At 66.3% G+C, this 20,020-nt stretch carries 10 protein-coding genes; 7 read left to right on the forward strand and 3 right to left on the reverse strand.

Annotated elements, in window-relative coordinates; genetic code table 11:
- Window positions 1-258: 258 nt before the first annotated feature.
- From ACIA8N_RS28900 to ACIA8N_RS28930, 7 genes are all read left to right on the forward strand, one after another.
- On the forward strand, window positions 259-618 hold the full coding sequence (locus ACIA8N_RS28900; protein ID WP_365781294.1) for a hypothetical protein: 360 nt from the start codon (window positions 259-261) through the stop codon (window positions 616-618).
- Between the two features lie 110 nt (window positions 619-728).
- Window positions 729-5,948, forward strand: coding sequence for a sacsin N-terminal ATP-binding-like domain-containing protein (locus ACIA8N_RS28905; RefSeq protein ID WP_365781293.1), 5,220 nt, complete (start codon window positions 729-731; stop codon window positions 5,946-5,948).
- A 179-nt stretch (window positions 5,949-6,127) separates the two neighbouring features.
- Window positions 6,128-6,517, forward strand: coding sequence for a PASTA domain-containing protein (locus tag ACIA8N_RS28910; protein WP_365781292.1), 390 nt, complete (start codon window positions 6,128-6,130; stop codon window positions 6,515-6,517).
- Window positions 6,518-6,935: 418 nt separating this feature from the next.
- Window positions 6,936-8,645, forward strand: coding sequence for a hypothetical protein (locus tag ACIA8N_RS28915; RefSeq protein WP_365781291.1), 1,710 nt, complete (start codon window positions 6,936-6,938; stop codon window positions 8,643-8,645).
- A gap of 424 nt (window positions 8,646-9,069) precedes the next feature.
- A complete protein-coding gene (locus ACIA8N_RS28920) occupies window positions 9,070-12,663 on the forward strand; it encodes a hypothetical protein (RefSeq protein WP_365781290.1) in 3,594 nt (1,197 codons plus the stop codon).
- Window positions 12,664-12,994: 331 nt separating this feature from the next.
- Entirely contained in the window at window positions 12,995-17,515 is a 4,521-nt protein-coding gene (locus ACIA8N_RS28925; RefSeq protein WP_365781423.1) for an AAA domain-containing protein, read from the forward strand.
- Between the two features lies 1 nt (window position 17,516).
- Window positions 17,517-18,332, forward strand: a complete 816-nt coding sequence (locus ACIA8N_RS28930) for a hypothetical protein (protein ID WP_365781289.1) — start codon at window positions 17,517-17,519, stop codon at window positions 18,330-18,332.
- A 19-nt stretch (window positions 18,333-18,351) separates the two neighbouring features.
- Here ACIA8N_RS28930 and ACIA8N_RS28935 read toward each other — a convergent pair whose 3' ends face one another.
- From ACIA8N_RS28935 to ACIA8N_RS28945, 3 genes are all read right to left on the reverse strand, one after another.
- Window positions 18,352-18,990 (reverse strand): hypothetical protein, encoded by a 639-nt coding sequence (locus ACIA8N_RS28935; protein WP_365781288.1) that lies wholly within the window; start codon window positions 18,988-18,990, stop codon window positions 18,352-18,354.
- A gap of 119 nt (window positions 18,991-19,109) precedes the next feature.
- Entirely contained in the window at window positions 19,110-19,442 is a 333-nt protein-coding gene (locus tag ACIA8N_RS28940; protein WP_365781287.1) for a hypothetical protein, read from the reverse strand.
- Window positions 19,443-19,505: 63 nt separating this feature from the next.
- Complete coding sequence (locus ACIA8N_RS28945) at window positions 19,506-19,949, reverse strand: hypothetical protein (RefSeq protein WP_365781286.1); 444 nt, start codon at window positions 19,947-19,949, stop codon at window positions 19,506-19,508.
- Window positions 19,950-20,020: the final 71 nt, after the last annotated feature.

Here is a 20,020-nt window from a genome sequence, read left to right on the forward strand (position 1 = left end):
CAGTGATGCCGCGCCGTCGGGTGACGAGGCACAGGCGCTGCGAGGTGCACCATGACGAGGCTCACGCCGGTGATTCACTCACCGCTTTCGGACACTGCTTGTTGCTCCGGACGTTCCGGACTGGGCCCGGATCTTCAGTCAGGGTTCGTGGATTGGGTGCGTTCAGAATGCCGGACGCGGTGGTTGCGACTGGTGTAGCGGCAGAGATTGAAAATTTGCAGATCAAAGTGGTAACTGCCGTGATAGGAGGAGGTGGTTATGCCTGCTGATGGGGCGGTCCACCGCTATCTGAAGCCCGCGAACGTGATCCTGGCCCCGGACGGGGAGCGGGTGCTGGACTTCGGCATCGCCCACGTCGCCGACGGCACCGTGGTCATCCGTCCTGGCGCGCCGACCGGGACTCCGGGCTGGCTGAGCCCCGAGTACCACCGGGACGCCACAGCGGGTCGCACGGAGATCTTCGCCTGGGGTGTGCTGTACGCCTTCACGGGAACCGGCTGCCACTCCTTCAGCACCGGCGTTCGTACTGGTCGGTGGGGCGATGACTCCTCGCCGACCACCGTGCTTCGGGTTGTGCGTCCGAAAGTCAGTGGTCACCCCTATCGTCGGGAAGAGTAGTTGTCAGAAGGGTTCCGGGGGGAAGAGTGACCGACGGACAGAAGCGAGCAGGGCGGTCCACGGGCCGCGTCGGTTCGGCCAGGCGCAAACGGGTCGTAGCGACGGCGGTCATGGAGGCCGAGGGGTGTCTCGCCGACCTGAAGCGCGGGCGCCGTGCCGCTCGCGAACTCAAAGAAGTCACCGAACAGATGCTCTCGCCTGAGTACAAGGGGCGCGTGCTGGTCGAACTCCTTCAGAACGCCCACGACGCGCACCGCGCCCGGCACGGCGTTGGCCGCGTAGAGATTGTCCTCGACGAGGACGAGGGCGAACACGGCGTCCTCTACGTGGCGAACGGCGGAAGGCCTCTCGGGTACAAGAACTTCGAGGCGTTGTGCAGCATCGGCCTGTCGAGCAAGCGACCCGACGAGGGTATCGGCCACAAGGGGGTCGGCTTCAAGAGCGTGCTTCAGCTCACCTCCGCCCCAGAGATGTACAGCGTCACGAGCTCCGCGTCCAAGGCCTTCGACGGGTTCTGCTTCCGCTTCGCCCGGGACGACGACTTCGACTGGTTGGCGGACCAGGTCGCGCCCGGCCACCCGGAGGCTGCCGACCAATTGCGCGCGAACCTGTCATCGTTGAAGGTTCCAGTGCCGGTGGACGACGTCCCGGCTGCGGTGGCTCCCTTCCGCCGACGGGGAATGGTGACCGTGGTCCGGCTCCCGCTGCGGTCCGCCGAGGCCAGGCTGGAAGCGGTACGCCAGCTGCGGGAACTGACCGATGACGGGGCGCCGTTCGAACTCTTCCTGGACCGCCTCGGCAAAGTGACCGTCACGCACCGGGTGGGCGGCCGGGGGCGCCCCAGCGTCTACACACGCAAGGTGGACACCCTCTTCACCTCTCGTGACCTGAAGATCCACCAGATCACGCTGCGCCGTCGCACCCGCCTGATCATGGTGACGGCCGCAGTGGACAGCGAGCGCGCACGCGAAGCCATCGCCGCCGGCCTGGGATCCGGACCGCTGAAGGACGGCTGGCAGGCACTAGGAAACTCGGCCGTGGTCAGCGTGGCGGTACCCGCGGGCGACCCTTTGGAGCGCGGCAGGCTCTACACGTTCCTGCCCATGGGGACACAAAGGATTTGCCCGGTGCGCGGGTTCGTCAACGCGCCATTCCACACGGACGTGAGCCGACGCACCATGGCGGAGTCCACGCAATGGAATGACCTGCTGCTCGACACCGCGGCCGAGGCCTGCGCACGGGCGACCGCATTGGTCGACGAAGGACGCGTCGTGCTGCCCGCAGGCACCCTCATCGACCTGATGTGCTGGGAACACGACCAGGTTCGGCGCCTGGAGCTGGCCTTCAAGGCACAGGACCGTGAGTTCGACGCCGTTCCGTTCATGCCGGTACTGCACCCCGCGGGCACCCGCACCGCGTACCGCTGCGGCTACTTGTGGCGCGGCCCCGACCAGGCTCGCGTGTTGACACCGCAGGCCGTGGCTGCCGCTGGGGTCAAGCACGTCATCGACCCACAACTCCATCCCCGGCGCGCCGAACGGCTGGCGGCGCTGGGTACGGCCCGTGGACTGGGTCTCGTCCCGCCTGTCAGCGTGCTCGCCGACTGGGCGGAGAGCGTAGCCTCGGCCCTCGCCCAGGGGGAGTTCGACGCCGGAAAGTGGGCGGACTCCTACCACGACCTCTCGGTCTGCTTCGCTCGCACTGGCGAGGAACTGAAGGGGAGGAAAATCGTCCTCACGGTCGACGGGAAGCGGGTTCCGGCCGGCGATCCCGGGTTGTTCTTCCGCCGTTCGGACGGCCCGTCGGCCGCGCTGCCCGCCCTGCCACCTGGACTCGCGAAGAGCATCTCCTTCGTCCACACGGAGATCGCTTGGGCGGGACGGAAGACCAGCCGGCGCTCCCGCGGTCGTACCTGGCTGGAGGAACAGGGGCTGGTACGGGACTACAGCCCGAAAGCCCTGCTGGAAGTGCTGGGCGGCGCCATGCGCAAGGTCCGTGAGGACGACGAGGCTCTGCGCGAGCACCTCCTGTTCGCCTGCGCCCTGTGGGCGTCCTCCGTGGACCGGCACGGCAAGCGGCCTGTGATCAAGGGGCTGTTGGTGCCGGGCCGCAAGACCTGGGTGCCCGTTACGGAGGCTATGTTTGGAGATGGTTGGACAGGCGGGCACGGCGGGATCGACCGGGCACTGGTCCGCTTCTTCGACCGTACCCAAGCTGTCTCCCGTGACCTCGTCGCCGCCGCCGATCGGGTCGTCCGCCCCGCCCACGACATCTGCGCCGGCACCCGCACCGACGCGCAGACTCTGCGGCGCTTCCTCGAACACCAGGGTGTCCGCCACGGCCTGCTACCGACCTACGTGGCAACGTCCCAGGCGGTGAAGGGGCAGCATCTCAACCGTCCGTCCAGCTTTCCCGGACTGTGGGCCCTGAACCTGGACCCGGATGAGCGGACCCAATGGCAGTCGACGGCTCAGCGCTGGCCCAAGCGCCGCGACGATCTCTACCTGACCGTCGAGTACCGCCCGACCCGCAAGAGGGTGGCCGTGCTTCCCGGCCAGCGGGAATACGCCGCGTTCGACGAGGAGAGCCGTCGGCTCTACGCCGAACTGATTATCCACGGCCTGGACACCTGGGACGCCGAGGCACTCGAGTTCCGCTTCGCGGGCGGCTCGGATCAGAAGGGCACACCGTGGCCCACCCCGCTGGCGGCCTTCCTGTTCCGAGTCCCGTGGATTCCCCAGACGGGTGACGACGAAGACACCCCCGCTTTCACCACGGCCAGGCAGGCGTGGTGGTGGGCCTCGGGGGAGGCGCCGCCCGCCTTCCTCACCGTCGCCTCCGCCACGCTGCGCAGACGGCAGTCGGACCGCGTGCTCAAACGCCTGGAGCTGCTCGGCGTACGTCGCTGGGACGATCTCGAGACCGCCGCGGACCGGCTCCGCCACCTGCCCGCCCTACTCCGCCGTGTGCCCCGGCTACGGCAGGGACGCCTTGGGCATCCGCTGCGGCGGGACTACGAACAGGCCTGGGCGGACCTCCTTCCTCCGGGCGGGTTCGGTGGCGGGTGGCGGTCCGGGGTCCTCCCCGAACTCCTTGTGAGCCGGGCCGGGACACTGGATGTGCTGGCAGCCGATTCTGAGCCGGAGCCGGTCTACGTGGCCGACATCCGCGGCACCCAGCAGCGGAGGCTGCTCGACGAGGCACCCCTGCTGCTCCTGCCGGTCGACGACAGAGCTCTGGGCCAGCGCGTTCACGAGCACCTGGAGGCGCAGGGCCGTTTCGTGATCCGGCCGACGAGCGAGGCGGAACTCGACGTGCGGGTCGACCAGCTGCCGATCGCCGACGCACCCCGAGTACCGCTGTTTGCCCTGGCCGGGCCCTGGCTGGAGACCCTCATGGTCGCGCTGGTCGAGTTCGACGAGGAGCGGTCCTCCCGCGCCACGGTCCCCGCGGCGCGCCGCGTCAAGCAACGGCTTCGATCCTGTGGCGTCGTCGTGGCGCGGACTGCGGTCACTCATATCGCCGGGCACGCCCTCGACGCCTCCGGCGATGACCGCTCCCTCCTCCACGACGATCCGGACGAACCCCGGCTCGTCGTGGTGTGCGCAGGGCAGCGCTCCGGCTGGCATGTGCTGGAGGTAGCCGCGACCGCCCTGAGTACCCTGATCGGTGCCCCCTACCTGAGCACGGCGGTACAGCTGGCGTTCATCGCACTGAACCGGCTGGACCGGACCGTCGCGGACGTCACCGAGGCGGACATTGCCTCCGTGCTCGCCATCCCGCAACAGCGCCTGGAGGCGGTGCTCGCCGACCGTGCCTCGATCCGCTCCGGCAGCGCCCGACTCGTCCCCCTTCTCGCCTGCGTTAACCTCGCCCTCGCCGAGGAACTGCAACGCGGACAGGAGACCTTGCACGATCGCGGCGAACTCCACGACTGGCTGGTCGCCCGGCTCGATGTCGACCGCGCCGACCAGTTGCTGGGACTCGTGGAGGAGGCCGACTGGCAGCGGATGCTGTCCGCACTGGAAGTGCCCCTGGCCGAGGCCAACCAGGCTTGGCAGACACTGGGTCTGCTGACCGTCGACAACGCGGAAACCCACCAACGCCAGTTCCAGGCCTGGTTGCAGCTGAACCGGGCCCGAATGGCCGACCGCGTCCGTGACGCCTACGTGGCCACGCACAAGGGGGGCGCCCCCCTCACGGAGTACGTTCGGCTGCGCTCGCTCCCCGGACTGGAGCCGGACCCCCGGTGGGGACTCGAACACTGGGACCTTCCTGCTGACCTCCTCGACGCCCACGCCGAGGAATGGACGGTCACGCACCTGCCCCCGACACCGGCCCGGCAGCACCACCCGCGCACGGTGGCCGAGATCCACGAGAACTGCGTCGACACCATCCACGCGCGCCTTCCCCGCCTGCGTGTCCGCATCGAAGCCTGGCTGAACCGCCAGGGCCGTGAGATCCCCTCCCTGCCGTCGGCCACCGAGGTCGCGTCGGCGATGGACGCCGAGGGCCTGCTCGACTTCGAGCCGATCGGCACCCGCACGCTCATCGCCTGGCTCCAGACCCACGGTCACTGGCCCGCGGACATGCCCGCCACGGACCGGGCGGCTGACCTCGGTCTGCGCGAACCCGCGCCCCTCCCGCCGAGCCCGCCCGTCGGTAGCACCTCGCTCCCTGCCGCGCCGTTGGGCCCGTCACTTCTCCTGAACGGCCGTGCCCTTCCGATCAGCCCCGACCACCTGCGCGACCTTGCCCGACAGGTCGCCGCCGACCTCACCCCCGACCAACTCGCTGCCTCCCCACAGCCCGGGACACCGTCGGCACCCGCCCTCCCGAGACAACGAACCACCTCCGCGGTCGCCGGTCGTGGCGGGGGATACCAGGCCGTCCCCCGGGACCCCCAGAGGGACAGGGCCGTCGGACTCGCCGGAGAGGTGGCCGTGGCCGCCTGGCTGGAGCGGCAGTACGGCGTCCCCCGCGAAGAATCCTGGAAGTCCGGGCTACGCCAGCACGTCCTCGCCGACGGCTCGGGCGACGACAGCCTCGGCTACGACTTCCTGATCCACGACGGCGATCGCACCCTCCTGTACGAGGTGAAGGCCTCGACCGGGGACCGGGGCGAGTTCGAACTCGGCGAGTCCGAAGTCGAACGAGCCAGTCACCTACGCCCGGACGAGACCTACACCATCGTCTACGTCACCCACGTCCTCGTCAGCACCCACCGACGCATAACGCCCCTCCCTAACCCGTTCAGCGCTCCTGGTCTCGCCGGCTACCGCCTCGTCGGCACGGCCTTGCGCCTGCGGTTCGAACTACCGCCGGGGTGACCGGAACCTTCCCCGTAGGCAAACGAGGTCGAACTGCGCCCATGCCAGCACATGCCTGTCGACAACGGGTAGGGACCGCGAGCCCTTGAGAGCTGCCAGCCCGCTCGCGAATCCAGACCCTGTCTCGAGAAGGCTTCTCGCAGATCTCTTTCCACCGGGCGGTCCGCGCGTCCGTTCCGATGACGACCTTCGGCACAGACTCCCAGCTCACAGTTGCGAGGACGGTGCTCGACCTCACCAGCCACACGGTCAGTGACGCCCGGAAGCTGTTGACCGATCATGATCTGCGACTGGGGGATACGACCTGGGCCGAGAGAGGAGCCGAGTCGGGGACCGTCGTTGGACAGAGGGTGGCCTCCGGTGGCGAGGTCGAGCCGGGGACGACGGTCGACATCAAGTTCGCCAAGGCTGCCGCGACCGTCTGGATCCCCACCGGCATCGTGGGCAAGACTCTTGCCGCGGTCCAGGACGAACTGGGGGCGCTCAGACTCCACCTCAGCGTCACCACCTGCTACTCGCAGGCATCCGACGTCGGCTGGCGATACGGCGACGACTCCAGCAGTCAGTGAAGGCCCGTCGATACCGAAGCCGCCGAGCCTGACCGGCTGGGCGGTCGGTCATGAGAGTCGGGGGGCAAGGCTCAGAACGGCGATGCCGGCGGGCCCTCCGACCCCGATGAGAAGGGCGTCCTTGTCGCGCAGGGAGGTGATGGCTTCGACCGGTGCTGCCGTGACCAGCGTGTGGAGGAGTTCGGCGGTAGTCGGGTCCCAGAAGTGAACGGCGTGACCGCTTCCGCTGGCCAGAAGGTTTCGCGCAGCCCACCATGCGCTCCAGCGCATCCCACGAGGGCTGGACCTTCCCGAACGGTGGGGTGGCGTTCGGGTGGGCGCTGGAGGACGAGATACAAGCCGTAGCCGACGGGCGACCAGGTGCGAAGTCGTTAAAACAAAGGCGGACCAGGCGCTGCCCCGCTTCTATGATGTGACGGTGACGAACGCGCCGCAGGATATCTCCCCGCCGTTTGGCGGATCTCTCGCTCTGCTCACAGTTCCGTACATCTACACCCAGGACGATTTGCTAACAGCCGAGGGGTTCATTAAGAAGGCGAAAGAGCGTGGCTACAAGCTGACGCTTGATCTTCTTCAAGAGCTTCACAGTCATCGTTTGCTTCTGCCGCTCTACCGTGTGAGTGACGAGCCGGTCGAAGGGCGCCGAATCAATATCGAACCCAGTTACGGAATGAATCCTCGAGGCTGGGTCCTCGAAGCTGCCGCTGAAGGACGCCTCCGAGATCCAGCCGATGAGGGGTATTCGGTGGCGTGGCCGTATAAACGGCCCCCAAGTGAACAACATAGCAGGTGGTGGAATGGATTCATCTACTCAACGTGGCAGTTGCTCGATGTAAAGACGGCGTTGAGCCGGTACGGCTTCGTCAAACACGGCCACTTTTCCCCATCTAGTGATGCGGGCCGGATACGTCAACGAAAAGTTACCCTCGCCTTGGCGGCTCTGGCGACACGGTATCTTCCAAGTATTCTTGGTCGGCTCAACATGCCCATGGGTGTGGACGAAAGCGGCCTGCGGAGGTACCGAGCCGTATCGGATGTACACGATTTGCTTCAACGTGCAGGTCTTGACCCGTCACGCCTTCAGGGGAAAGCTGACGGCCTGTTAGCGCAAGCCCACAACGAACCGCTTGGCAAATGGTTGTCTCTTATGCGCTATGCCAGCTATGAAGGTTGGTCGAAACTGCAGGGGGAACCGCTTGACGCTATGTGGCGACGCGTTGCTGCAGAGGTTCTCCTGCGGGCTCATGAAGATCTTGTCACGGATGGCACTGTTGATCCATTGCCTGATCTCACGGGAACAACATGGTGGACTTCGCAGCATGACCGGCTGACTCCTCGCTACGGTGAAGCGAAGACCCTGGAGCGGGCGCTTGCCGAATTAGGAATCTCTCCCCATCCGAAGGTGATATTGCTGGTCGAAGGTGAAACCGAGCTCTATCATGTGCCGCGACTACTGGCGGAATTCGGGCTCACGCAGCCGCAACAAGTGCGAGTGCAGCGTACAAAGGGATCGAAGATTAATGCCCACCTCATTGCGCGCTACGGTGTTACACCGCGTGTTGGGCGGAGGCTTCATGACCGGTGGATGCTTGACGCCTCGCTGACTGCGCTTTTGATTGCCATGGATGCCGAGAACGACTTTGAAACCCAAGCTAAGCGGGACAAGGTGCGGCGTCAGCTTCAAGAAGCTATTCGCGAAGAAGTGAAATATCAGGATGCCGACATCAGTCAAGCGGAGCTTGACGCTCTGGTGCATGTCCGTGTTTGGGGGGCAGATAAGTACGAGATTGCCAATTTTTCGGATGACGAACTGGTTCCGGCAATCACGAAAATTGCCGCCATGCAATCGAATCCGCGTACTGCATCACCGAGCTGGGAGCAGGATCTTCGGGCGCAGCTCCAAGAGGCTCGCGCCAAGCACTACGATATCAAGGTTCCCCTTGGTCGATTGCGAGTGGCTGAAGAAAAGGTCGAGCTGGCCCAGCTACTCTGGCCCGTTCTACTTGCCAAGTGTGAGGCAGAATATGCGGCAGACAGAATCGAGACGCCGGTGCTCAAGCTAGCTCTTGAAGTGCGTCGACTGGTCGGTGAGGTTGGTGGAATTTTTGCACTCAAAGGGCAGTCATAGCTAGTGCACCTTGTACCGAGGATCTTTAGGCTGAACGAACATCGTGGGGGCCTGTGTGACCTTGCCGCCGTGGTTCGGACGGGATGGAGCTGTCGCTGTGCCGCAGATTGACGTTATCGATCGGCGCCGGGAGCACTGGCCAATGCTGCGGCCCCGCGAAGCGCCGCCTCGGAGCCCGTTGCGCTCTCTCAACCGTCGGTTGAGAGGGGACCGGGATGAACAGCCTTGGCGCGTATGCGTGATGAAGCCCGCATCTTGTGCCGCGGCTGCGAAAAGGGGGCACTGTCAGTGCCCGCCAGTAGGGTCCTAGCTGGGCCGTACGCTACTCGTGGGCGGCCCGCGTACTGTGTTGGGAGAGCGCGTGGATCCGGTTTCACCCTCTGTACTGGCCAAGTGGGCGGGGCCTATGGCCAGCCGGTTCGCCATGAACGGAATTCAGAAACTCACCCGCAATCGGCGAGTGGCGCGCGCTGCCGCCAAGAGGGCGGCGGCGGCCGGAGTGCCGATCACTGCGAAGTCGCTGCGTGTGTGGCTGTCGCGGGCGGACACGGCCCAGCAGCTGCGCCAGTGCACCGAGCACTCTCTCGATGAGGCTGCTCGGCAGCTGACGTATGTGATCCCCGGCAGGGAAGCCGGACAGCGACAGGTGGGTGCGCTGCTGGTCCTTCAGATCGTGATGGAGGAGTATGTACGTTCGGCAGTTCCCTCGGAGGCATCGCTTGTCACCGGTGACTGGGGGCGGCAGACCACGCGGGAGGACGGGGCCAAGACCCGGGAGCAGGTTCAGGAACTGCGGGAGAATGTCCTCGGCCGCATGGACGTCCGCACGGATTTCGATGATGCTCTGCGCACGTTGAGCCCCTGGTCGGCGCAGGAAGCGCGGCGTCTTCGCCCGGCGTGGCCGGCCGTAGAGAGAGCGGCGGGGATTCTGGCCGGGGTGGAGGCGGCGCGCGGGTCCGTCATTCAGCAGTGGGTCGATCAGGAGCCGACGTGGCTAGAGGGGGCGCCTGCTGAGGCGTTGGGCTGGCTCGGTCAGCTTGCTGCCGACTATGACGCTCAGGGCGCTTCCCGCCTGTTTTTCGAGCGGTGTGCCCGCGAGGGCGGATACCCCCGTGATTTCTTCGTGGCGCGTGCGGCGCTGCAGGCCGGCTCCCGCACGGATGAAGGGGTGCGGGACTACCTCGCGGCGCATCATGACGCTACGTCGTCGCTGCTGAATGCGCTGTGGGCATGTGTGGACGAGGACTGGGCCGAGGGAATCGAGCAGTTGGGCCGGTGGGAGCCGCACAACGAGCTGGCACTGGCCATGAAGGTCCAGCTCGAAGCCCAGGCACTGATCAAGATGGGTCGGTCGGCCGAGGCGCTGGCCCAGTTGCGGGCTGCGGACCGGGAGGGAAAGTTCACGGGCGTCGCTGTCAGCCTGGCCAGCGCACTTCTTCAGCATGCCGTTCAGAGCCGCACCTCGAACAGACTGGCTGCTGGCCAAGAGGCTCTGGCGGTGGCGGTCCGCGCCAGGAACAGCCGCCGCATCTGGTACGGCGACAGCACTGAAGCGGCCCTGCTGGCCGTGCAAGCGGCCGTGCTAAGCGGAGATCTGTCCAGGGCCTGGAAGCTGACCCAGCCGGAACCGGATGGTGAGGCCCAGCCGCATGAGGCGGCCGACCACCGGATGACGGAGCAGACAGCTCTGGTCACGGCCATGACGGGGCGTCAGCACGAAGCTGAGCAGTTGCTGGCCGGCATGACGAACGCCTTTGGCCGGGCCCACGTCAGGGCGGTGCTCGCGGAGTCGCTTCTCGCAGACGACACCAGCACTTCGGAGGTGAAGGGCTTGTGGCTTCAGGCCTGGGAGGCTGCGGACACTGAGGGGGAGCAGCTGACCGCGGCTGCGGGCCTGGCCGCGGCGGGGGCGGACCTGCCAGAGCTGGATCATCTCAAGGCGGACTTCTCTGACCTTGTCGCTGAGATCGAGTTGCTCGCCCGGGCACTACGGGGCAGCGGGGGCGACGAGTTGGCGGTGCTGCGCGCCAACGTCGCCCAAAGCCCGGTGATCGTGGTGAAGCTGGCCGAGCGCTATCACCGCGCTGGGAATCTCGTATTGGCGGCCGAGACCCTCAAAGACGGGGCTGATCACTGGCGTGACGCCCGACTGATGGCCATGGCTGCAGGGTTATTCCAGGAGGCCAGGGAGTATTCCCGTGCTCGGGAGTGCGCCGACGCTGCGCTCAGGACGGCCGGGGCCGGCTGGGCGGGGCAGGGCCGCATGTACGCCCTGCTCGTCGAGGTCGAGTCGGCGGATGGGCGGATGGACCGTGCCACGGACGCGGCCATCCGACTACTTGCTCTCGAACCCTTGGATCCCGAGGCCCGCTGGGCTCTGGTCAAGTGCTACGCCGCCCGAGCGCTGGGTGAACAGGCCTGGCAGATTCTCACCGAGCAGGGCGAGCCGCTGGATCCCCGCAGCCGGGACGAAGCTCTGCTATGGGTCGGGTTGGGCGCAAGTTTCTCTGCGGACCCGCAGTTCACCGGTCGTGCCCTCGCCTTGATGCAGCGCTGGCCGGAGGACGAGGAACTCCTTGGCCGGCTTCTGGGCGCGCTCCATTGGCGTGCTGCGGAACCTGCGGAGCCTTTGTCCGAGGAGGAGGGAGAACAACTTCGCGAAGCTACGGCAAGCTATCTGGAGCGCTTCCCGGACAGCACTGTCTTTCGGGCCGTCTCGTTGGGAACGCCGGAGAACCCTCTCGAAAACCTGGCCGAGGAACTACGCCTCCACCACGAGAACAATAGGGAGATCCGGGAGAAGGTCACAAGCGGTGAGCTGCCTGTAGGGATGCTCGCCTTGGCCGCGGGTCGGAGTTACGCCGAGGCCTGCATGCGCCGTACCGCGGAACGGCCGGTGGCGTACGCCGCTGACATCCCTCTTGACCCGGCCGAGACGCTGGCGGTGCAGACTGCGCGGAACGGACGGGTGATGTTGGATACCAGTGCGGCCGCTACGCTCGCTCTGCTGGAGGGCGGCGTATCCGAGCAGCTGATTGGCCACTCGCAGGTGGTGATGACGACTGACCAGCTTCTCGCTGACGCGCTGCAGGCCAAAGAGTCCATTGCGCTGCGGTCCGATATGACACTGGCTTGGGATGAGCGCAGTGCGAATGCCGCCGTCCTGACCTCGACGCCCGAGCAGCTGGCCGCGCTGCGGTCCACCGCGGCGCGGCTGGTGGAGATCATGCAGTCCGCTCCTCGAGTGTCACGGCCGGAGTTGCGCAGCCTTCCGCGACTGCCCAGCGGCCGTCGTGGCACGGCATGGCTGACGGCCGTTGACTACGCCAAGGAACACGGCCACATCCTGTGGTGCGATGACCGAGTCCTGCGCGCTGTCGCACGGTCGCAGGGCGTGGCCGCCTTCGGCACGCTTGCTCTCATCGACGCCTGCATGGAGGGCAATCTGATGGCCCCCTGGGAGGGATTGGTCATCAAGGCCGAGCTGCTCCGAAACTACTACGTCGACATCCCGTTCTCGGCCGACCTCTACGGTGCTGCGGCCCGGGCCGACAGCTGGCAGGCAAAGGCGGTCGCCGTGGCTGTGTCACGGCCAGGCGCATGGTCCGACGCACAAGCCGCAGCGGCATTCGCCCTACACGCTGCCTCCCAGATCATCGGATCCCTGCCGCATGAGGCCTCGTCATGGCTCAGCGCCGCCTACGCCGGCCTGTATCGGGCAACGCTGCCCTCGCACCGGCCGCGCAACCTCCAGGTCTTTTCTTGGCAGGTCCTCACCCAGCCATGGATCTCGGCCTCATCGCTCCCGTTCGTTTTGGCAGGCCTGCACGCCGGCAGGGAGGACGTAGCCGATACCGAGGCCGCGCTGCAGGCCGCGCTCACCCAGTACTACGGCGCCCTCATCGACCAGGTGGGCCACATCGCCGCCGCCAGCACACTGATGAGTCTCTTCGCCCTCACCGACGAGAAGGACAAAGCCACCGCGGCGCGGACCGTGCTGACCCACCGCGCTCGGTAGACAGCAGGAAGCAGCGGCGCCTGGCAAGGCCGCCCCGCAGTCCGGCGCCTACACCGACGACGTGGAGGCGGAGGGCACCCCCAAGGTAAGGACGTCAAAAGAGTCGGCTGTCCGAGCAACGACATCGGTCGGCTCCATCGGCCAAGAGGAGCGTTCGTGCAGGAAGGCGCTGCGTGTCGAGAAATAGCCTTGGCTGAGACCTGCCTATTGCCTGACTCGTGTCGGTCATGGAGCCTGAAAGGCTTGCCACGGTGGCAGGCGTTTGGGGGATGGAATGGCCCGCCCGGCAGTACGCGATGGCAGTGACCCCAAGGCCATCCGTGACACTCGTGTGTTGGTCGACTGTCTGCAGGAGCTGGTGCGAGGCGCCTACCGGCCCGTCAGGAACTGTGCCAAGTATTCAGAGGTGGTGTGGTTCGGGGACGTTCCCGCAGGGCTCGTCCGCCGTTCCAAGGACGCGGACTCCCGGATCATGGTGGTCAAGCACCGTCCGCCTCTGGAAGCACCACGGCTGCCTGCGATCCTGCACGGCCGCGTGTCGGTCGAGGCCGCTGCCACTGCTGCTATGGAGCCTCCCCAGCTGATCGACGACACGTCGACCGATGGCGAACAAGCCGAAGTCCCCGCTGGCGAGGGCGAGATCCCAAAGGCGTTGGACATCGGTACGTCGGAGGTGCGCAAGGCCTACGATGCCTGGGCCGGGCGATGGAGGCGGTGGGCGCAGGAAGAGCTGGCGGCCGAGCCGCAGCGTCGTCTGCATCAGCAGCTATACCGGATGGCCAAGAAGATCCAGCAGGACGGTGACACGTTCGAAGTCGTCTTGGCGGTAGGACTCTTGCAACTGGGGGCCGAGCGCGTTTCGGCTCGGGTGCGCAGGCACATCGTCACGGCCCCCGTCACGCTCACGGTTGATGCGAATTCGGTCAACATCACGGTGTCCTTGGTGCCGGGGTTGTCCGGCCGTCTGGAAGACACGGAGTTCCTCAGCGAGTCCGATGGCTACACCTCAGAGTTGCTGGGGGTCGTGCGTTCCGATGTCGATGACGTCGCCTTCCACCCGTTGTCGGACCGGGCGACGGAGGCCTTGCGCTCGTGGTCACAGCGAGCCTTCGGAGTCGAACGAACGCTTCCGTTTGATTCCGGGAGGGAGCATCCTGACCTCACTGCGGATCCGCGAACGCGCTCGCTGCATCACGCGCCGGCGCTCATCCTCCGCGAACACGGCCAGCGCTCGGTGCTGGGCTTCTTCGAAGGCATCGCCCGAGCCTTGAAACGTCCCGGAACACCTGCTCCTCTGGGGCTGGCGCAGCTGCTGTACGACCTCGAACCGGAAGAGCGTATGGCCTGGCGGAGCAGGAGCGGCTTCGTCCCTCCGGCGCTGGGCCCGGAACCGTTGTTCCCGATGGTTACGAATGCGGCCCAGCTGGATGTCCTGGACAGGCTGCAGCACGACACGAGTGTGGTCGTCCAGGGACCGCCTGGGACCGGAAAGACCCACACGATCAGCAACCTGATCGCAGCTCTCCTCGCGGATGGGAAGCGAGTTCTGGTCACCAGTGAAAAGGGCCAGGCATTGAAGGTGCTCCGGGACCAGCTGCCCGCCAAGCTGCGCAGCATGTGCGTCATCCAGCGCGACCATTGGCAGGGCGGCAGTACCGATCTGCGCCAGTCGCTCGGTGCTCTGGCCCACCTGAGCGCGACCACGAATCCCGACAGGCTGCAGCAGCGTATTGAGGACCAGCAGACCCAGCGGCACCAGCTCATGGCGGAACAGGCAAAGTTGCGGGAGCGCCTGCGGGCGGTGCGAGAAGTCGAGTGGTACGAGCACCCTGAGATCGCGCCGGGATATCGTGGCCGGCTCGACGAGATTGTGCAGGCAGTCGAGCGCGGCACAGCTGAATACCAGTGGCTGCCGTCCCTGCCCGCGCAGCCGGAGCCGCTGCCGCCTTTGACCACGGATGAGGCTCAGCGGTTGTGGCTGTTGGTTACCATGCACGGTCCGGGAATCCTCGACGCGCACATCCATCATTGCCCCGACCCCGCCACCCTGCCGAACCCCACAGATGTCGCCGCCCGCCTCAGGGAACTGGAAGCGGCTGAGGAAGCTCTCGGCCCGGAGCCCTTCACGCCACTGGCCCAGACGCTGGCCGACCACGGCGACGCGGAACTCACGGTGCTGGAAACGCTGCTCGACCAAGCCCAACAGGCCCTGCAGAGTGTGGGCCTGTCCGCGGATCCTGCGTCATGGCACGAAGAGATGTGGTCCACTCGTGCACTTCAAGACGGCATCGCACGCCGATGGCAGCAAATGTGGGACAGCGTCCGAAACGCCTCACGGCGTGCCCAGCAGACCCAGCAGGAGATAGCGGCCGCCTCCTTCCTCGAGGTGGAAATACCGCAGCTTTCCGAAAGTGAGGAGAAAGAGCTCCTGATCAGCGGCCGCAACGTGGAGCAGTACGTCCTGCAAGGCGGGCAGTTGAACAAGCGCTGGCCACGGCCGGCCGTTCTCAAACAAGCCCGTGTCCTGCTGGAACAGTGCCGTGTCGAAGGCACGGCTCCCGACGGCCGAGAGCGGATCGCCGCGGTGGTTCGCCATCTGGAAATGCGCGCCCATGCCCGTACCCTGCGCGGCCGATGGGCAGGCGTCGGATCGACCGTCGGACAGGACACGGCCGAGTTGCTGGTATCCGAACTCCTGGACAGAGCAGCTGTCTTGCAGGCCGTCGACACGTGTGTTGAGGTCATCCGCCAAGTCCACTCAACCCTGCTGGCCAGCGGCATCCCGGCATCGGTCACCACCCCTGGCCAATGGCAGGACATTCGCCACGCCACAGCACGGGCCCGGCAGCTGCTGCAGGTCAGGACGGCAGGCCGACAGCTCGACGAGCTCCTCGCCAGCCTTCCCCAGCCACAATCACACAGTGTCGAGGAGCTCCAGCACGCGGCTGATGCGGCAGCTGCCCGCGACGCGCAGGCCTACGCACTGGCCGTGGAGGCACTGGCAGCGGCGTACCAGCGCGAGGCGGACCGGCGCGAGACCGGCAAACTCTTCCAGCGCCTGAGCGAAGCCCACCCCGAGCTGGCACAGGCATTCGCTGCGGATCCCCACACGGCGCACTGGCGCGCCCGGTTCACCGCCTTGCCCCAGGCCTGGGCATGGCGGCAGGCACAGGATTTCCTTGACACCTATCTGCTTCCTGGACGTGAAGAGCAGGTGGAGGGGGAGCTGGCCCAGGTCGAAGCCCGGCTCGATGATCTGGTGGAACAACTCGTCTGTGACCGTGCGGCCTTCCACTGCATTAGCCGTATGACCACGAAGCACAAGCAAGCCCTGGCTGCCTACGCCAGCGCCATCGCCAACGCCGGCCAGGGGACAACCGAGTACGGCAAACGCCATCAACGCCACGCACGTTCAGCCATGCAAACAGCCCAGGGTGCGGTGCCCGCGTGGATCATGCCGCTGAGGCAGGTAGCCGAAACGATCGGCCCGGAACCGGACTCCTTCGACGTCGTGATCGTCGACGAAGCAAGCCAGGTCGGTCTGAACGGACTGCTGCTGCTCTGGCTCGCCCCGCGGATCATCGTCGTCGGAGACGACCGCCAGTGCGCGCCCTACTACACCGGCAGCAAGCACGACCGGATCACCCAGATCTTCGACGAACGCATGGCTGCGCTCGAACCCTGGCAGCGCGAAGGCTTCGACCCCAAGTCCAACCTGTATGAACTGCTCTCATCTCGCTTCACCGAGGTGATCCGCCTCACCGAGCACTTCCGCTGCATGCCCGAGATCATCAAGTGGTCCTCGATGCAGTTCTACCCCGACAACCAGCTTGTCCTGCTGCGTCAGCACGGCTCGGACCGGCTTCCCCCGCTGAAAGTGGTCCACGTGTCCGAGGGTCACTGCGAGGGACGCAGGGACAAGCTGATCAACCGGCCAGAAGCAGAAGCTGTCGTCGACCAGCTCCACCGCCTCACTCAGGACCCCGCCTACGCCGACCGCAGCATGGGCGTCATCATCCTGCGCCAAGGCGCCCAGACCCGGCTCGTACAAGATCTCGTTGACCAGCGCATCGACATGCCCGCCCGAGAACGCCACAACATCCGGATCGGCACCCCCGAAGAATTCCAAGGTGACCAACGCGATGTCATCCTGCTGTCGATGGTCGTCGACGGGGCCAACGTCATCGCCGCGACCGGCCGCCACCACGAACGACGCTTCAACGTGGCCGCCAGCCGGGCCCGCGACCAGATGTGGCTCTTCCACTCCATGACCGCCGACCAGCTCAGCAGCAAAGACCTGCGACACTCCCTGCTCACCTACATGCAAAGCCCGCCCCCGCCCTACACCCACGCCCACCAGCCGACCAACGTCAGCGCAGACCAACGCTGCAACCCCTTCGACTCGCTCTTCGAACAGCGCGTCTTCCTGCACATCAAGGAACGCGGCTACGACGTGGTGCCGCAGTGGGAAGTCAACGGCAAAAAGATCGACCTCGTCGTCACCGGAGACCACGGGCGCCTCGCTGTCGAATGCGACGGAAGCCCCCACCACTCCACCAGGCAGCAGATTCACGACGACGCCGAGCGAGAACGCGAACTGCGCCGCGCCGGCTGGACATTCTGGCGCGTACGCAGCAGCGCATTCGCGCTCTCACCGGAAGAGGCCCTGGCCCCTTTGTGGAAACGCCTGACCGACCTGGGCATCCACCCGCGCACCACGCCAGCCGCATTCTCGGATGACACCGAACTTCATGCGGCATGGACACCGGCCGGACTGGCCGAGGGCGAGCCCGACGACGAAGACCTGGACCCTTACGACGGCGAGCTCGACGACGACAGTGAGGCAGCCTGACATGGAGAACTTCGACGACAGCACACTCGACGAACTCGCCGCCATGATCTGCGGAGATGAGCCCGGCATGAAACGACGGCGTGGATGGGAGCTGGCGCTCTTCCTCCGGCGGGCCGGCTGGGAAGATGTCCCCGACCACGACGGCAGTCCACGGCAGCGCTGGATCCTGGACCTCCTGCGTGAACGGAAGGAGGACGATGCCGGTGACATAGAACGCGTCGTCCTGCGACTGGCCGACCGTCGGGAGTATCAGCAACAGGCCAGCGAGTACGTCCCTGTCTTCGAACGCCTCCAGGAAGTCCTGGCGCTGGAAGGCAGCCGCATCGACTACCACAACGGCCAGCCCGTGCTCGTCGAGTACGACCCCGACGAGCCGCCCAGCCTACAGCGGGTGGCACTCAAAGTAGCCATCACCGATATCGTGTCCGACCCGGATCTGGCCCGCGCAGTTCAACTGCGCCTCGATGAGGCGCACATCTGCCAAGAACACGGCGCCTACACGTCCGCGGTCATCATGCTCGGCAGCCTCCTCGAAGGCGTCCTGGTCCACGCAGCCGAAGTCAGGACCGCAGGTGTGCCCCTTCCCAAGCCGCTACGCGCCACCGGGTTACAGGATCTGGTCCAGCACGCGCACACCAATGGGTGGATCGACCAGGACGCGAAGATGGCCTCGGAGCTGCTCCGGACCTACCGCAACCTGGTCCACCCTCTCGCAGAGAAGCGAGCCAAGCACAGCGCAGACTTCGACACGGCCGATCTGTGCTGGTCGACGGTCAACGCTGTCCTCAACGACTTGGCGGCGAGTGCCCCTCAATGAGACGGCGTGAAGAGGCGCTTCAGATGTGAGGCGTCCTGAGCGCTACATGTAGAGGCGTAGCGGGTGGCGATGGGAGCCTTGAGTGGGACGTGTTTGAGGATGGAACGGACTCGTAGGCGGTGCGCAGGGTGAGGGGGTCACGTTCGTCGAGTTGGGCGTTGTTCCAGTTCATCTTGGTCAGCGCGAGGATCTCGGCGCCGGCGGTCAGAAGATCTGTGCCGTGCGTTGCCAGCCGGATCAGCAGTGGCTGGGGGACGTACAGGCCGGGGTAGGTCCGGAAGTACGGCACTGAGCCGCAGGTGTACCGAAGCAGGGATCGGTGGTCAAGTTGGACGCTGGTGCCGCGCAGCGGTGGGAGTTGCCCGGTGCGGTGCAGGTGTGGTGCGCCGCGCCGCTGGATCCACAGCGGGTCGACGTGGTCGATGTCGCGCAGGTCGGCGGCCTCGTAAAAGCCGTCGATCTCACCAGTGGTGAAGTTCGAGGTCTTGTGTACGACGATGCGTGCGGGTTGGTGGCCGTGGGTGGTGCGGTATTCGGCCAGCGCGTCCAGCAGCAGCTGCCGGGCATTGGCGAGCGTCAGGTGGGGCTGGCGGTCGCTCTTGGAGATCTGCGCGGTGCCGCCGCGGACGACGACGCCGTCGCCGCGTTCGTTGAACACCTGGGCGACGGCGGTGTGCAGCTCGTTCCCGCTCGCGCTGCGGTAAAAACTGACGCGATCTAGCAGGTGGCCAGGTCTGAGCTGTGACGTGGCATGCGCCAGGGTGCCCCGCCGGCTTTCTAATACAGGGCGGTGTGGAGGTTCCAGGCTCTGGTGGCCTCGTCCTGCAGAGGCCGGACGGCTTGCCCGCTGCTCCTGGCCGGGATCCCGGTCCACGTCTCCTTGCGTATCAGTTGCAGCCGCGCTGACTGCGTGAGCGCGGCTGCTTTGAGCAGATCATGAAAGTCCCCTCTGCTGTTGCGCTCAACTTGCTCTTCCTCGTGTTCGGCGGGGCTTTCCGATGACGGTGGGTGGTCTTCACGGTCGTTGAGCTCCTCGGGGCGGGCACAGATCACGGCCCGGCAGCGCCCGGTCTCGGCCAGCGACCGGGCGGCGTCGGCGTAGATATTCACTGCCTCGGTTGTGGCGGAGGCGATGTCGGCGCTTGCCAGGCGGCGCAGTGGCGTTCGGAGATCTCACGGACGAGAGCGTCGTCGAAGACGAGTCCGCTGCTGAAGGGGGAGTCGGTAATGAAACCGGGGAAAGGGCTCGACCTTGGTGATGTCGCACCACCGCTCAGGCTTCGGAGGTACGTCGAGGTAGACCGGGCTGCTGCGGGGATGCCGGTCCAAGAGGTCCGTGATGCCGGCGCGGGCCACGACGATGCAGGCGAAAGAGCGGCGGGAGAGCAGGACGCACACTCGGCCGGTCTCCGGAAGGAAGGTGGAGGCGGCCTGGCGGCCGGAGAGCGGGTGCCAGACGAGGGTGATGTCGAACTCACGGCCCTGGAGACGGTTGGCAGTGTCCACGGGGATATCCGTGAGACGCCACTTCTCCCGCTGCGCGCGTACCGCGTCCGCCTGGACTGTGCGGGCGGCGCCGATCGTGATGCGGTACTCGGCGAGCGGCTCCCCGTTCACCCGCGCCCCTCACTCCAACAGCCGGGCCGCTGTCGCCGCCGGAGATCTCTGGCCCCGCTATGGCGACAAAC

This window comes from Streptomyces sp. NPDC051822 (genome assembly GCF_044452745.1).
In the GTDB taxonomy this organism is placed as follows: Bacteria; Actinomycetota; Actinomycetes; order Streptomycetales; family Streptomycetaceae; genus Streptomyces.

What these genes read in the sequence shown, in the direction of transcription:
- ACIA8N_RS28900 (WP_365781294.1), top strand. Translation starts at nt 259, where the DNA reads ATGCCTGCTGATGGGGCGGTCCACCGCTATCTGAAGCCCGCGAACGTG.
- ACIA8N_RS28905 (WP_365781293.1), top strand. Translation starts at nt 729, where the DNA reads ATGGAGGCCGAGGGGTGTCTCGCCGACCTGAAGCGCGGGCGCCGTGCC.
- ACIA8N_RS28910 (WP_365781292.1), top strand. Translation starts at nt 6,128, where the DNA reads ATGACGACCTTCGGCACAGACTCCCAGCTCACAGTTGCGAGGACGGTG.
- ACIA8N_RS28920 (WP_365781290.1), top strand. Translation starts at nt 9,070, where the DNA reads ATGAACGGAATTCAGAAACTCACCCGCAATCGGCGAGTGGCGCGCGCT.
- ACIA8N_RS28930 (WP_365781289.1), top strand. Translation starts at nt 17,517, where the DNA reads ATGGAGAACTTCGACGACAGCACACTCGACGAACTCGCCGCCATGATC.